A 14,117-nucleotide genomic window follows, 5' to 3' on the forward strand; every position below is an offset into this window, starting at 1 on the left:
AATTCCATCCTAAAAAGGACATTCTTCTCTGTTCAGTTTGGTCATAATTTGATACATTAATAAATATGGCTTTTTGAGTTATCGTGCAAGGAGGTTTTGTATGAGTATTTTTTTTCTTATTTACGCACTCTTTATTCTGTTAATTTTTAATTCACTGACACATAGATTTTGTATTAAAATGGAAATGAATCAAAGCAAACAAGAAAAAGTCTTTCGAACAATCAATATACTAATTTTTATTTTATTAGTTACTTCTTATGTTGAAGTGTTAAATGCAATGGTGTAAGGGCAACTGTAAAAGCTTCACATAGCTTTGTTTTTATATAAGCGACCTTTAGCATTTGTAGCAATCGGAAAGTTTTTAAGGCGGAGAGTTTTTTTTAGCTTCGAATTGTGGTATATTTGTCCTTAGCGAAAATTCTTGGCAATAAACTATTTAGGAGTGTTAAGATGAAAAAATTAGTACTTGCTGTAACACTAACTGCCGGCGTATTAGCATTATCTGCATGTAATTCAGATGACACAGATGTAGTGGTTGAATCAAAAGCCGGAAATATTACAAAAGATGAATATTACAATGAATTAAAAGACCGTTATGGCGAGAGCGTTTTACAGGAAATGGTACTTGTAAAAGTTCTTGAAGATAAGTTTGAAGTCGACAAAAAAGAAATTGATGCCGAAGTAAAGAAAACAAAGGATCAACTAGGCGACCAGTTTGAAATGTGGTTGCAGCAGCAAGGATATGGTGATGAAGAAACTTTCCGCGGTCTCGTTAAAAACTCACTTCTATACGAAAAAGCAGTTTACGAGGATGTAGAATTAAAAGATGAAGAATTAAAGCAGCAATACGATCGAATGAAAACGGAGCTAAAGGCAAGCCATATTTTAGTTGACGATGAAAAAACAGCAAAAGAAGTTAAAAAGAAATTAGATGAAGGTGGCGACTTTGCTAAGCTAGCGAAAGAATATTCAACGGATTCTTCCGCTGAACAAGGTGGAGATCTAGGCTATTTCTCTGCTGGAAAAATGGTACCCGAATTTGAGGACGCTGCTTATAGCATGAAGGTTGGCGAAGTTAGTGACCTCGTAAAATCACAGTTTGGCTATCACATTATCAAGCTAGAGGACAAGCGTAAGAAAGAAGAAGATATTGGTTCTTTTGATGATAATAAAGAAGCCATTCGTAATGACTTACGCAATAAAAAAGTAACGCCTCAAGAACAACAGGCAAAAATCGATAAAATTATTAAAAATGCAAAAATCGATATTAAAATTGATGAATTCAAGGATCTTTTTAACGTAGAAGAGCCTAAAGCAGCAGATAAAGAAGAAAAATAACTAGTAATAAAGAGACTATTCCTCGGTATTTTGAGAATAGTCTCTTGTCTTATTCTATAAAAGAAAATCGGTTAATCTGAAGCATGCTGCTTTTGTTGTCTCTTTTCAAGTCTTTCTTTTTCCAACCGTTCCATATAAATATTACCCTCTTGCTCAATAAATTTGTGCTCCAATTCTTTTTCCGCTCGCATTGCACGAAACGCCATATATCCACTAAGAAAGATAAATAAAACCATCATGAATACCCACCAAGGAACTCCTAAAATCACATTTTAACCCCCTTGTCCTTCTTCGTTTATTCCCATGTATATGAGGACAAGTTGAAAAAAATTACAATGACTAGCTTTGTTCAAAAAGCGGCTTATAGAATGCACGATTATCCATCGCAAACAAACGTTCAGTAAATTCCCCAGGCTTCACTCGTTCTAATGCCCTGTTCAGCATATTCATTTTTGCATCAATTAAATCAATCAAGTGAAGTAATTCTGCTTCTCGTACTAAAGGAGGCTTTGGACTTCCCCATTCTGCTTTGCCATGATGACTTAATACAAGATGTTGCAGAATCATTACTTCCTCCCCTTCAATTTGCAACTCTTGTGCCATCCCTTTAATCTCTTCAACCATTATTGGAATATGTCCTAAAAGCTTTCCTTCAATCGTATAGGATGTAGTTACCACTCCTGATAGCTCACGTAGTTTTCCGAGATCATGTAATATAATACCCGCATACAATAGATCTTTGTTTACTTCTGGATATAACTTATAGAGCTCTCTCCCAATCGAAAGCATACTTACAATGTGATGTGCCAAACCTGAAGCATATTCATGATGATTTTTCGAAGCAGCAGGATATGTTAAAAGGGCATCTTGATACTTTTTTATAAAAGCACGAACAATTCGCTGAATCGCAGGGTTTTCCATCTCGAAAACAGCTTCTGTTAATTTTTCCATCAACACTTCTTTATCAACTGGGGCCTTTTCAACAAAATCCGAAATTTTTACCCCATCCGTAGGCTGTGCAGGACGAATAGAAAGAATCTTCATTTGTGACTTCCCCCGAAACTGATTTACTTCACCATTAATCCACACAATTTGCTCTTGGATAAAAGTTGATTCATCTTCCTTTGAAGCGTCCCACAGCTTTGCTTCCATTTCTCCACTTGCATCACGTAAAATTAATGTTAAAAACGGTTTTCCACTGCTTGTAACTCCTTTTGATACTTCCTTTATTAATACAAAATCTTGAAATCCCTCTCCTACTTGGTAGTCTAATAACCCTTTTCTTGTTTCCTGTTTCATTTTACTTACTCCTTCCCCACCCAATGAAAAAGATTGACAATGTAAAGAGGCTTGCAGCTTTCTGTTCACCACTGTTTTTTATGTCAATCTTCTCCATTGTTTTATTCATCTATTTTTGGAATGTATTCAAATATTTTTCCAGATTCGATCACACGGATAAATTTCATTAGCCATAAATAATAGTTTTTCGCATAATGAAGTCGATCGATATCGTGCTTTATTTTTTCTTGTAATGCTGGGTCTTTTGTTTGTTGTAAAAGTTGCTCTAGCTTTTCCATCGCTTCGTCTGCTTCTTCCATATTCGTTTCTGTATGCTGACGCCAACGATTACCAAACAACGAAGTAAATGATTTATACCAATCCTCCTCTGATTGATATAAATCCTTTCGTATTCCTTTTTTAAAGGTTGATTCAACCATTTTCATATCAGATAAAGTTCGAACGCCTGTTGACATACTTGTTTTGCTCATCACTAAAGCATCACGCATATCATCTAACGTCATTGGCTCCTCTGAAAAATACAAAACCCCATATAATCTACCTATGGATGAAGTAATGCCATAAAGATTCATGTTTTTGGCGATTACTTGGATAAATTTTTCTATTGTTTCTTCATAAATTTCCCAATCATTTTGCTCAGGCATCAAAAGCCCCTCCAACTGCTTTAATCAATAAATCTTCCAAGGATTATCTCTCCATGATCAATTTCCTGAAAATAGTTTATCATGGATTGCACTTTTATGCACTTTAAGAATGAAGAAAACGATTTTCTTTCTTTATAATTATGCACGAGCTTCTATTTGACCATACGATTTATCTGCAGCGAGATGAATTGTTTTTACATGCTGTACGGCTTTTAAAACATCTTTATTACAAGTGAACAAGAGTACTTGATGTAGGCTGGATAGCTCCTCCAAAAGCTGAAGCATCCGCTTTCTGCGAATCGAATCAAAATGAACAAATGCATCGTCAATAATAAACGGGAGCTGTTTTCCTTCACTCATAACTTCACTAATTGCGATGCGCAAGGAAACATAAAGCTGATCAATAGTTCCTTGTGATAGTTCATTTACATCAAACCGTTGCTGATTCCTTGTTTCGACATAAAGTGGTTCGTTTTCTTCAGGAAGGATTACTCGGATATAAGCCCCACCTGTCAGAACATTAAAGTAACGTGCTGTCCGTTCTAGTACCTTCCCTAAATGCTTATCTTGATAGCTCTTTTTCGTATCACGAAGCAGTTCTTTCGCTGTTTTTAAAATGGCCCATTCCTTCGTCAAACTTTGAAGCTGATCCACTTCATTTTGCAGTCGATGCATTTCCTTTGAATAGCTTTCGGATGATTCCATTTGATCGAGTTTTGCCTTAGTAGCTGCCAGTTCTTGTCGAGCATCCTCAAGCTCTGTTTCAAGGGATTGAATCGTGTCTTTTACCGTTTGTTTGGAAAGTTCCAATTCACTTAAGTTAGGCATGTGCTTAAGCAAGGGTTGCAGTGCTTCCGCTGAAAAGGCAGTTGTAAGCTGGTTATGATAATGATTTTTACGTTTTGTTCTATCCATCTGTTCCTCTTGAAGAGCTGCTTTTTCATAAAAAGCATTTTCATCCTCTACTTCTGCATGATTTAACAGATTTTCAAGTTCCAAATTATACGTACCTAATTTCTTATCCATGTCTTGTTGTTGCTTCGCATTAACTTGTAATTGTTCTTCGAAATACTGTTTCTGCTCTTTTACTTGTCGATACGCCTGGACATCTTCTTCTATCTTCTCTAGCTGTAATAACCAATGCTTTGGAATAAAATCCTGCAAATGCGCTTGTAAAAACTTATCAACCTTACTAGTAAATTCTTCATGCACCTCTATCTTCTTTTGTCGTTCCTCCATTAATTGTTGTTGTTCTTGATTAGCTTGGAGAAGGTTTTTTAACGAATGAAAAAGCTCTGGCCAATATTGAACGTCTACACCTTCTAAAAATGGATATGTGTTCTTCTCCGCATCCACGTCGTTCATAAGCTTATTTTTCTTTTGGAGGTAAATTTGTTCCTTTTCTGCCCATTGCAGCTGTTGTACACTCAATTGTTGTAACTGTTCTAATGCGCTTTTTTGTTCTGTCCGATAATCTTGGTCAATCGTTAATCGTTTCTCTGCTTCCTTTCGATTTTCAGAATCTTGCTTGTCTAACTCTTCATCAGTAGCAACAGAATTGATCATTTTCTCCATTGTTCTAATTGCATTCTTCCCCCATAAGTGCTGGCCAAAACCACCAACCAATCCAATCGCCATGATATTTAATAAATAATAACGGAGTGGCGTATCTACCATAAATGCGATTACTCCAACAAAACTCGCCAGGAACAAAGAAGCTATGAGAATCCTTTGACTTCTGCGTTGTTTTTTAAGTTTCGTTTGCTTCCAAGCTGCTTTCTTATTCTTATCCTCCTGCTTTAATTGTTGAAGAAGCGCATATTCTTTATGTTCATTTATAAGCTGCTCTAATTCATCACGCTTTTCCTGTGGCAGCAGCTGTTCTTCAAGCTCTTTTAATTGTGCCTCTACATAGCTCTCTTTATTGTCTAACAGCCGCTTTTCCTTCGTTAATTGCTCTTGTTCCAACTCAAGCGATTGTTGACGATTTTTTAACGTATTCCACGTTTTTTCTAATTGAAATGGGAAATGAACGTCCTTTAAATTTGCTCTATTAATAGGAAGATGGAGCTTTTTCAATTCGGAAATCATTTGTACGTCCAATCGTTCAATCGAATCCGTAAGATGCTGGATTTCTCTTTCGTTGTCAATATAAAATTGCTTTTCCTGCAAGATAGACTCCGCTTCCTTGAGAGGTAATCGTTCCTTTAGCGTCGCTTCTAAACGTTGTATATTCTGTTTAAAGTCAGATGCATTGGATTTTAAAATAGCGAGCTCGCTTTTTATCGGTAATAACTTTTCCTTTAACTGCCGTAACCGTTCAACGCCTTGTTCAGGAAATCGAATATCCTCCGGAAGCTCTGCAAGCCGCTTCACGCATGTATGCAGCTCCTGAAGGCTTGGTAGAAACTGTATCGTCTTATCCAGTTGTATAAGCTGCTGATTTTCATGTTGTATCTCTACACGTAATTTTTCTAGCTTTTCCCCTAGCTTTTTCGCTTCATCCGTTCGTTTTTGATACGTTCCTTCCTCTGCTTTCATGCTCGCCAGCTCGAACTGCAGCTGCTCTAATTTTTCCAGTTGTTTATTTATCGCAGGTATTTTTCCATTCGGTTTAAACAACTCCCCAATTTGCTGTTCTAGCTTTTTTTCGATGGCATATAAATGGCTAGCACCTGATGTTCCTATCCCTAGCAATACCTCTCCAATATCCTGCTCCTTCATTTGTCGAATCGCCGTTAAATCAAGTGCAGAAAAAGCATAAATGGATTTATATATTTTTGCGTTCATTCCATGCAATCGTTCCTGCAACCACTGTTCATCAAATGTCTGGCCATCCTCTGTATAACAAACAGCAGCTCCATTTCGAACATCCCCTACGCGCTCAATCACAAAAGTTCCGACGTTATCATCAACAACTGTCAATCTGCCTCCAAGCTTACTACTTGTTTTTGGTTGATACAGCGTTCGCTGCTTTGGAGGAAGGCCAAAAAGCATAAACAAAATAAAATGCTGTAAAGTCGACTTTCCTGATTCATTTTCCCCATAAATACATATAAATGGTTGATTGGAAAAATCAATGGTTTCATCAATCCATTTTCCAAACCCATAAATTGTTGCTTCGATGAACTTCATGGTTTTTCCTCCCTTCCTATCCCTTCAATAGCTCCCGCTTTAAAATTGCCATTGCCTTTTGCTTTATTTCTTCTTCCTCATTATTCGTTAAAGGCGGCACATATTTTCGTGCTTGCTTATGACGATACAGCTCGCTGAGATAGTCCTTTACCGGCGCCTCTTGCTGTGTATGCTCTAGCTCACTAATAAAATGAGCTCCTTCTGGAAAGCTCTTTTCATGCGTTATTTCCGTCGTAAATTTATAAATATAATACCACTGCGTTGTCACACCGAATTGTTCGTTTATATATTCCACTAGATCATCTAGATGCCCTTCTTGTTCCCAATCTAAGAGTAAGTCCATTTGACTCGTTAACGACAAATGAATAAGCTGAGGGCTTGAGCTTGCTAATTGTGTTATCTCGTTTCGAAGGATCTTCTCGAGCTCTAATAAGTCCTCTACATCTGATACATCGATGGCTAATGGTGTAAATGCTACTGCTTGCAATGGAACGAACGTCATCTCATGCTTCGTTTCGGTCAAGGTTACGATGTAGCAGCCTTTTTCACCATCTTCCTTTCTGCTTCTTCCTTGAACATTCCCTGGATAAACGACTGGAGGGGATGCTGTTAAAATCTCGCGTTTATGAATATGACCTAGTGCCCAATAATCAAACGGCAATTTTGTCAGCTCCGAAAGCTGGAAAGGTGCATAACGATCATGGGTCGTATTCGTATGAATACTTCCATGGAGCATCGCAATCTGAAAGGGCATATTTCGCTCAGAAACATGGTATTCTGCTACTTTATTTTGCAGTACTGCTTGGTTTTCATAGCTAAACCCATAAATAGAAGCTAGTGCTTGTCCATTTTTACGATACGTCGCTTGACGCACTGTTTCATCCGGAAAAACAAAAACATTAGCTGGATACGTAATCGGATAGCTATTCCCATTTACATAATCATGATTCCCATAGGATAGGAAAACTTGAATATGATGTTTATTGAGTTCCTCGAATGCTTGTCGCAAGCGGATTTGCGCCTTTAAACTCTGCCTTTCATTATCAAACAAATCCCCAACCAAAAGAATAAAATCGACCTTTTTTTCAATGGCAACACGCACAAGCCGATCTAAAGCAGCAAACGTACTTTCACGTATTTCATTAAATATCTTTTCAGGAAGATTTGCCATCCCTCTAAACGGACTATCTAAATGCAGGTCTGCTGCATGAATAAATGTAATTTCCTTGTTCATCTCTACCGTCCTTTCACAATCATTATGTTCATTTTATCAAAACGAAGGTGCGAATGCACGTTCGACATAAAGACATAAATATGGAAAGGAACGTGACTTCCTCTCGCCTATGTGCTTCCTAAAGAGAACCGAAAACTGTATTAAAAGAACCCATTGCTTTAAAAAGCAATTAGAGAACCTGAAAACGACTTGCTTGAAACGAAAGGCGACGACTCCTGCGGGAAAAGCATGCGTCTTGAGACCCTACAGCGAAACGTTTTTGTGAGCGAGGAGGCTCAAGCCATGCCTCGCGGAAAGCGTCCGCTTGCAGTGCAATGCAACAGATTTAATATAATAGCTTTTACGAAATATTAATAATCAAGGAACCATTTTTAAAAAAGAAATAAGAGAACCTGAAAACGACTTGCTTGAAACGAAAGGCGGCGACTCCTGCGAGAAAAGCATGTGTCTTGAGATCCCACAGCGAAACGTTTTTGTGAGCGAGGAGGCTCAAGCCATGCCTCGCGGAAAGCGTCCGCTTGCAGTGCAATGCAATAAAATAATACAAGATTACTTTTACGAAATAATATGCAGGATTTTCAAACTTTAGAGAGAATATATTATATAGAAACGAAGCAACTGGAGGGGACATTTATGAAAACCTATGTATTAACCGTTTTTGATAAAGCTGGAGAGCTTTTATTCGAAGAAAGCTTTGAAGCAACGAATAATGAAGAAGCACAACAAATTGGAAAAGCAAAGCTAGAAGAAAAAGGATACAGTGAACATACACATCGCTGTGTTTCGCCCGATGCAAAACTAGTCTTATTTCACCGCTGATCGTAATTCCCGTCTCTAAACAAAACCCGACTTCATGAACTAGCCTTAAGCCAGTACAGAAGTCGGGTTTGATTATTTACCTGTAAACATTGGTTGACGCTTTTCTAAAAAAGCACTAACCCCTTCTTTATGATCTTCCGTTAGTCGAAGCGACCATTGATTTTCCCGCTCTTTCTCTAAATATCGCTTTAATGTATTCCTTTGTTCTGTATGGTAGAGCATTTTTGTTTTTATCATTGCTTCGAGAGGAGCTGCTAAAAGCTTTTTACCGTGCATCGTTGCAGCATCCAGCACAGCTTCCTCCACTAAAATATCAACAAGCCCCATTTCTTTTGCTTTTAAGCCATTGACCTGTTTCATACTCCAAATAAACTGCTTTGCTTGATGGGTACCTAGCCGTTTTTCCACCCAATAATGGCCTCCTCCATCCGGAGCAAGACCAACGCCAAGGAACAGCATACCAAGCTGTGCTTCTTTCTCTGCAATAATATAATCAGCTGTTAATGCCAAGCTTAGACCTAAACCAGCTGTGGAACCATTTACTGCGGAAATAACTAGCTTAGGCATCAAAAAGAGCTTCGAAACAATTTTTTCGATTGTTTGCATGACATCATCGAAAAACTGCTTGTTACTCCAGTCACTCATCATGCTTATGTCTCCACCAGCAGAAAAAGCCTTTCCTTCACCAGTAAGAATAAGGACACGATCCTCGTTTTTTTCGGCTTGTTCGATTGCCTGTAAAAGTTCATCAAGCATTTCTAAGTTTAATGCATTGTATCGATCAGGCCGATTTAATTTAATATATGATATGTGATCGATACTTTGATATAAAACGGTATTCATACTTCTTCCTCCTTCTAATGACAACCTATATAACACTATTTCGACTAGAAGGAGAAAAACCCTTTATTCCGAAAGCAGATTTTTCTAAATTCCCACAAAAATAGGGATAAAAAAATAGACCCACACATTTGGGTCTATTTGGATACATGTACATAGATTTAATGCTTTGCTTCCTCTGCGCCATAAAGCTCTTCTAAAGGCTTTGTAATAATCCTGCTAATCTCATTAATCACAATATTTAAACGTTGTTCTTTCTCCATCAAACGAGAAATAGCTTCATGTTGTTGAACAAGCTCAACAATGCTTTTTGCCTTTTCTACCTCTTCTTCGGAAATTTCTAAGCCTTGCATTTGCTTTTCTTGAAGCTGCATTTGCGTATCGCGAAAATCTTCGAACATTTTTTTAGCAGCTGAATCGTTCATTACTGTTTCAAATGCCTGCTTAAGCTCCTGAAATTCCACGCTTTCTCGTATTGCTTTTTCCAAGTCATAAGCACTATCATACATATTAGGCATATTTTTTCACCCTTCCCATCATCATAGAATACGAATTCCAAAAGGCTGCTTCATATCTTGTCACAGCATTGACACTGCCTTATTCTATGTAGTTTCGTCCTCCACAGCATCTTCTGCTTTTGGTTTCTATCTAGAACCACTATAACAAACGTGTACACGCATGTATAGCGTTTCGAAAAAAATAGCGTTGAATGAAAATTGTTTTTCTCTTCACTTAACATTGCTATAATGAATGAAAGCCCTGTGAAAAGAGGTTTTTTATCATGTTAAAACAATTGAAAAACGTTTTTTCTACGTTAGTCGTAGATGTAGAACAACCAATAAGTATGGATTATGAATGGTTTTTAACAGAAGACCGAAAAGTAATCGGTATTCATAAATCGGAATTAACTGATAGAGATATATCCATTCTTCATACATTTTTCGATCCATATCATGCCGTTTTTCCCGTTTGGACAGAAAAGGAACGGCTATGGAACGATCGAATAAAACATGCTGAAAACGGATCGAATAAACAAGCTTTTCCTTTTCGCTTTGTGTACTTCTCAATAGAATCAAAAGAAATGGACCCAGCCACATTCAAGGATGCTATTTGCGCCCTTTTTAATAAAGATGTACCTATTCTCTGGAAGACTACACGTGAAGGAATTCTTATTGAAGAAAAATCGACAACTGATGATGCCATTTCCTATGAAGAAATTATTGATGTACTGATGAGTGATATGTATGTAAATATTCGATTTTATGTTGGTCATTATCAGCAAGATTTACAGCAATTACCACACTACCATCAAACGATTACATCGCAGGCAAAAACTGCCTTTTCATTAACGGATATGCATGTAATTACATACACGGATGCCATTCCTTACATAATTATGGATCATGCAGAGCCGTCCTTTATAAACGAATTGCCGACACTCGTTTTAAAAGAGTGTTTGTATGATACAGAACTACTGCAAACCGTCGAAATGTTTATTGCCTGTAATTTAAATCTGTCAGTTACAGCAAAGCGATTGTACATGCATCGAAACAGTTTGCAATATCGCATTGATAAATTTATCGATAAAACAGGGTTTGATATCCGCGATTTTCGTCAAGCCGTTACCGTATATTTTGCGATATTATCTCATAAAAACAACCAAAAACAAAATGCTTAGCCGTAAACATGCACAAAATGATTGAAAATCTTTGTGCATGTTTCCTATTACATGAATCCACTTCATTCTTTATACTATAGTTAAAGAAAGAATGCGTTTACATTATTTATTGGAGGGGAAACACATGGCAGAATTACGCTTAGAGCATATTCAAAAAATGTACGATAAAAAAGTAGTTGCAGTAGATGATTTTAATTTACATATTAAAGATAAAGAATTTATCGTTTTTGTTGGACCATCTGGTTGTGGGAAATCAACGACACTACGGATGATTGCAGGCCTTGAGGAAATAACCGATGGTGAATTTTATATTGACGACAAAAAGATGAACGATGTAGCTCCAAAAGATCGCGATATCGCAATGGTGTTCCAAAACTATGCACTTTATCCACATATGAATGTGTATGATAATATGGCATTCGGTCTAAAACTACGGAAATTCAAAAAAGAAGAAATTGATAAGCGTGTTAAAAACGCTGCTAAAATTCTTGGCTTGGAAAACTATTTAGATCGAAAACCAAAAGCATTGTCGGGTGGACAAAGACAGCGTGTAGCACTTGGACGAGCAATTGTTAGAGACGCAAAGGTTTTCCTAATGGATGAACCACTATCAAACTTGGATGCAAAGCTTCGCGTACAAATGCGTGCAGAAATTCAAAAGCTTCATCAACGTCTGCAAACGACAACCATTTATGTAACACATGATCAGACAGAAGCAATGACAATGGCTACACGACTGGTTGTTATGAAGGATGGCGTGATTCAACAGGTTGGTGCTCCAAAAGAAGTGTATGATTTTCCTGAAAACATCTTTGTAGGTGGCTTTATTGGATCTCCATCCATGAACTTCTTAAACGGAAAATTAACAGAAGGCTATTTTGTAATGGATGAAATAAAGATTAAAGTACCAGAAGGTAAAATGAAAGTGCTTCGCGACCAAGGCTATGTTGATAAAGATATTGTACTTGGCATTCGACCAGAAGACATTCATGACGAGCCTGTTTTCATTGATTCCACTCCGGAAACAAAAATTACAGCGCATGTTGATGTTGCAGAATTAATGGGAGCAGAAACCTTCCTTTATTCCAAAATAAATAACCAGGATTTTATTGCTCGAGTAGATTCTCGTACAGATATCCAAGGTGGACAAAGTATCGAACTTGCACTTGATATGAATAGCGCACATTTCTTCGATACAGAAACAGAACTACGTATCCATTAAAATTCACTCAAACAAAAAGGGAAAGCCAGTTGGCTTTCCCTTTTATAGTCTATAAGGGGGATTATCCCTTTAGGCCATCGTTATTAATATTGTTGTCCACCAAGTTGCTGTTGTGCAGTTGCAACAAGACGTTTTGTGATTTCTCCACCTACAGAACCGTTAGCACGAGATGTTGTATCAGCACCAAGCGTTACGCCAAATTCTTGTGCGATTTCTTGCTTCATTTGGTCGATTGCTTGCTGAGCACCATAAACTAAAATTTGATTTGAGCTGTTGTTGTTTGCCATGTGTATCACCTCCTGTACTAAGTATTGTTGGCAGTTTCAGAATTAATATCACAAAAATTGCTTGGTAATTTGTGCTTGAATTACTACTAATTATTTAGAATAGGGAGCCACTTTTTTGTACAGGAAATGAAAAGGCAAGCCAGAATTCGGCTTGCCTTGTTCATTATTTAGGATATGTCATTTCTTTCGGTTTAACAAACTTATCAAATTGTTCTGATGTTAACAGCCCTAATGCAACAGCTGCTTCTTTTAAGGTAGACTGATCGGCAAATGCTTTCTTGGCAATTTTCGCAGCATTTTCATAGCCGATATGTGGATTTAATGCAGTTACAAGCATTAACGAATCATTTAAATACCGTTCGATTTGATCATAATTCGGTTCAATCCCCTGTGCACAGCGCACATCAAACGACAGCATACTATCTGCGAGCAGCTGACAGGATTGCAAGAAATTATATGCCATTACAGGCTTAAAGACATTCAATTCAAAATTCCCTTGGCTAGCAGCAAAACCAATTGTCGCATCATTGCCCATCACCTGTGCAACTACCATTGTCACCGCTTCGGATTGTGTTGGATTGACCTTTCCAGGCATAATAGAGCTACCAGGTTCATTTGATGGAATGGTTATTTCTCCAATTCCACAGCGCGGACCACTAGAAAGCCAACGAACATCATTTGCTATTTTCATCATATCGGCAGCAAGTGCTTTTAATGCCCCATGCGCATAAACAAGCTCATCATAGCTTGTTAATGAATGAAATTTATTTGGAGCAGAACGAAATTCATTTTTCGTTACATCACTTATTGCGGCACATACGCGCTCGGAAAATTCTGGATGGGCATTTAATCCTGTACCAACTGCCGTCCCACCTATTGCAAGCTCTTTTAAATGCTGTGCACTTTCAGAAATCATCATTTCACTTCGCTCAAGCATCCGATGCCAACCACTTATTTCCTGTCCTAAAGTCAATGGCGTTGCATCCTGTAAATGCGTTCGACCAATTTTTACGATATGTTCAAAAGCATCCATCTTTTCCTTGAAGGTTGCTTTTAATGCTTGTAGCGCTGGTAGTACTGCTTCTTCAAGCTTTAAGGCCGCTGCAACATGTAACGAAGTAGGATATGTATCATTAGAGCTTTGTGACTTATTAACATCATCATTCGGATGAAGTCTTTCTTCACTTCCTTGCGCCTCTAGCCACTTATTTCCTGCATAAGCAATCACTTCGTTAACATTCATATTGGATTGCGTACCACTCCCAGTTTGCCAAACAACTAATGGAAAGTGATCATCTAATTCCCCAGCAACAATTAATCCTGCTGCATGAGCAATCGCTGCTGCTTTATTTTCTGATAATAGACCAAGTTCATGATTCGCTTGTGCTGCACTTTGTTTTAAAATTGCAAATGACTGAATAATCTCTTTGGGCATTTTTTCATTTCCGATTGGAAAGTTTTGCTTACTTCGCTGTGTTTGTGCTCCCCAGTACTTATCTGCGGGTACCTTCACTTCCCCTAACGTATCCTGTTCGATTCGATAATCCATCCTCATTTCCTCCCTATGTTCTCTAAAATTCGCATAACATACAATATGTATGCATATCCTTCCTCATCCGCT

14 protein-coding genes are annotated in these 14,117 nt (G+C 37.7%); 5 read left to right on the forward strand and 9 right to left on the reverse strand.

Annotated elements, in window-relative coordinates:
* The first annotated feature begins 100 nt into the window (after positions 1-100).
* Both SPK86_RS01780 and SPK86_RS01785 read left to right on the forward strand, forming a co-directional pair.
* Positions 101-286, forward strand: coding sequence for a hypothetical protein (locus tag SPK86_RS01780; RefSeq protein WP_284139500.1), 186 nt, complete (start codon positions 101-103; stop codon positions 284-286).
* A gap of 164 nt (positions 287-450) precedes the next feature.
* Positions 451-1,338 carry a peptidylprolyl isomerase gene (locus SPK86_RS01785; protein ID WP_330948555.1) on the forward strand — a complete coding sequence of 296 codons (888 nt, stop codon included), beginning with the start codon at positions 451-453 and terminating at the stop codon, positions 1,336-1,338.
* Between the two features lie 71 nt (positions 1,339-1,409).
* Here SPK86_RS01785 and SPK86_RS01790 read toward each other — a convergent pair whose 3' ends face one another.
* From SPK86_RS01790 to SPK86_RS01810, 5 genes are all read right to left on the reverse strand, one after another.
* Positions 1,410-1,607 carry a sporulation YhaL family protein gene (locus SPK86_RS01790; protein WP_284139502.1) on the reverse strand — a complete coding sequence of 66 codons (198 nt, stop codon included), beginning with the start codon at positions 1,605-1,607 and terminating at the stop codon, positions 1,410-1,412.
* Between the two features lie 70 nt (positions 1,608-1,677).
* A complete protein-coding gene (yhaM, locus tag SPK86_RS01795) occupies positions 1,678-2,637 on the reverse strand; it encodes a 3'-5' exoribonuclease YhaM (RefSeq protein WP_284139503.1) in 960 nt (319 codons plus the stop codon).
* Between the two features lie 101 nt (positions 2,638-2,738).
* Complete coding sequence (locus SPK86_RS01800; RefSeq protein WP_284139504.1) at positions 2,739-3,281, reverse strand: GbsR/MarR family transcriptional regulator; 543 nt, start codon at positions 3,279-3,281, stop codon at positions 2,739-2,741.
* A 138-nt stretch (positions 3,282-3,419) separates the two neighbouring features.
* Positions 3,420-6,416: an ATP-binding protein gene (locus SPK86_RS01805; RefSeq protein WP_330948556.1), complete on the reverse strand. Its 2,997-nt coding sequence runs from the start codon at positions 6,414-6,416 to the stop codon at positions 3,420-3,422.
* A 16-nt stretch (positions 6,417-6,432) separates the two neighbouring features.
* Positions 6,433-7,650 (reverse strand): metallophosphoesterase family protein, encoded by a 1,218-nt coding sequence (locus tag SPK86_RS01810; RefSeq protein ID WP_330948557.1) that lies wholly within the window; start codon positions 7,648-7,650, stop codon positions 6,433-6,435.
* 633 nt (positions 7,651-8,283) lie between these two features.
* Between SPK86_RS01810 and SPK86_RS01815 the strand changes: the two genes are divergently transcribed.
* Positions 8,284-8,469 (forward strand): YhzD family protein, encoded by a 186-nt coding sequence (locus SPK86_RS01815; protein ID WP_284139507.1) that lies wholly within the window; start codon positions 8,284-8,286, stop codon positions 8,467-8,469.
* A 72-nt stretch (positions 8,470-8,541) separates the two neighbouring features.
* Here SPK86_RS01815 and SPK86_RS01820 read toward each other — a convergent pair whose 3' ends face one another.
* Both SPK86_RS01820 and SPK86_RS01825 read right to left on the reverse strand, forming a co-directional pair.
* Entirely contained in the window at positions 8,542-9,312 is a 771-nt protein-coding gene (locus tag SPK86_RS01820) for an enoyl-CoA hydratase (protein ID WP_284139508.1), read from the reverse strand.
* Between the two features lie 158 nt (positions 9,313-9,470).
* Positions 9,471-9,827 (reverse strand): YlbF family regulator, encoded by a 357-nt coding sequence (locus SPK86_RS01825; protein ID WP_284139509.1) that lies wholly within the window; start codon positions 9,825-9,827, stop codon positions 9,471-9,473.
* Positions 9,828-10,090: 263 nt separating this feature from the next.
* Between SPK86_RS01825 and SPK86_RS01830 the strand changes: the two genes are divergently transcribed.
* Together SPK86_RS01830 and SPK86_RS01835 are read left to right on the forward strand one after the other, a co-directional pair.
* Positions 10,091-10,987, forward strand: coding sequence for a PucR family transcriptional regulator (locus SPK86_RS01830; RefSeq protein ID WP_284139510.1), 897 nt, complete (start codon positions 10,091-10,093; stop codon positions 10,985-10,987).
* A gap of 124 nt (positions 10,988-11,111) precedes the next feature.
* Entirely contained in the window at positions 11,112-12,209 is a 1,098-nt protein-coding gene (locus tag SPK86_RS01835; protein ID WP_284139511.1) for an ABC transporter ATP-binding protein, read from the forward strand.
* 83 nt (positions 12,210-12,292) lie between these two features.
* Here the strand turns inward: SPK86_RS01835 and SPK86_RS01840 are convergent, their stop codons facing one another.
* Complete coding sequence (locus SPK86_RS01840; RefSeq protein ID WP_284139512.1) at positions 12,293-12,496, reverse strand: alpha/beta-type small acid-soluble spore protein; 204 nt, start codon at positions 12,494-12,496, stop codon at positions 12,293-12,295.
* Between the two features lie 163 nt (positions 12,497-12,659).
* Positions 12,660-14,045 (reverse strand): class II fumarate hydratase, encoded by a 1,386-nt coding sequence (gene fumC, locus SPK86_RS01845; RefSeq protein WP_284139513.1) that lies wholly within the window; start codon positions 14,043-14,045, stop codon positions 12,660-12,662.
* Between the last annotated feature and the right edge of the window lie 72 nt (positions 14,046-14,117).

The organism is Virgibacillus sp. MG-45, assembly GCF_036409425.1.
Lineage (GTDB): Bacteria > Bacillota > Bacilli > Bacillales > Amphibacillaceae > LDC-1.

Coding starts and splice junctions, on each gene's coding strand:
- SPK86_RS01780 (WP_284139500.1), top strand. CDS start 101: ATGAGTATTTTTTTTCTTATTTACGCACTCTTTATTCTGTTAATTTTT.
- SPK86_RS01785 (WP_330948555.1), top strand. CDS start 451: ATGAAAAAATTAGTACTTGCTGTAACACTAACTGCCGGCGTATTAGCA.
- yhaM (WP_284139503.1), bottom strand. CDS start 2,637: ATGAAACAGGAAACAAGAAAAGGGTTATTAGACTACCAAGTAGGAGAG.
- SPK86_RS01800 (WP_284139504.1), bottom strand. CDS start 3,281: ATGCCTGAGCAAAATGATTGGGAAATTTATGAAGAAACAATAGAAAAA.
- SPK86_RS01805 (WP_330948556.1), bottom strand. CDS start 6,416: ATGAAGTTCATCGAAGCAACAATTTATGGGTTTGGAAAATGGATTGAT.
- SPK86_RS01810 (WP_330948557.1), bottom strand. CDS start 7,650: ATGAACAAGGAAATTACATTTATTCATGCAGCAGACCTGCATTTAGAT.
- SPK86_RS01815 (WP_284139507.1), top strand. CDS start 8,284: ATGAAAACCTATGTATTAACCGTTTTTGATAAAGCTGGAGAGCTTTTA.
- SPK86_RS01820 (WP_284139508.1), bottom strand. CDS start 9,312: ATGAATACCGTTTTATATCAAAGTATCGATCACATATCATATATTAAA.
- SPK86_RS01825 (WP_284139509.1), bottom strand. CDS start 9,827: ATGCCTAATATGTATGATAGTGCTTATGACTTGGAAAAAGCAATACGA.
- SPK86_RS01830 (WP_284139510.1), top strand. CDS start 10,091: ATGTTAAAACAATTGAAAAACGTTTTTTCTACGTTAGTCGTAGATGTA.
- SPK86_RS01835 (WP_284139511.1), top strand. CDS start 11,112: ATGGCAGAATTACGCTTAGAGCATATTCAAAAAATGTACGATAAAAAA.
- SPK86_RS01840 (WP_284139512.1), bottom strand. CDS start 12,496: ATGGCAAACAACAACAGCTCAAATCAAATTTTAGTTTATGGTGCTCAG.
- fumC (WP_284139513.1), bottom strand. CDS start 14,045: ATGGATTATCGAATCGAACAGGATACGTTAGGGGAAGTGAAGGTACCC.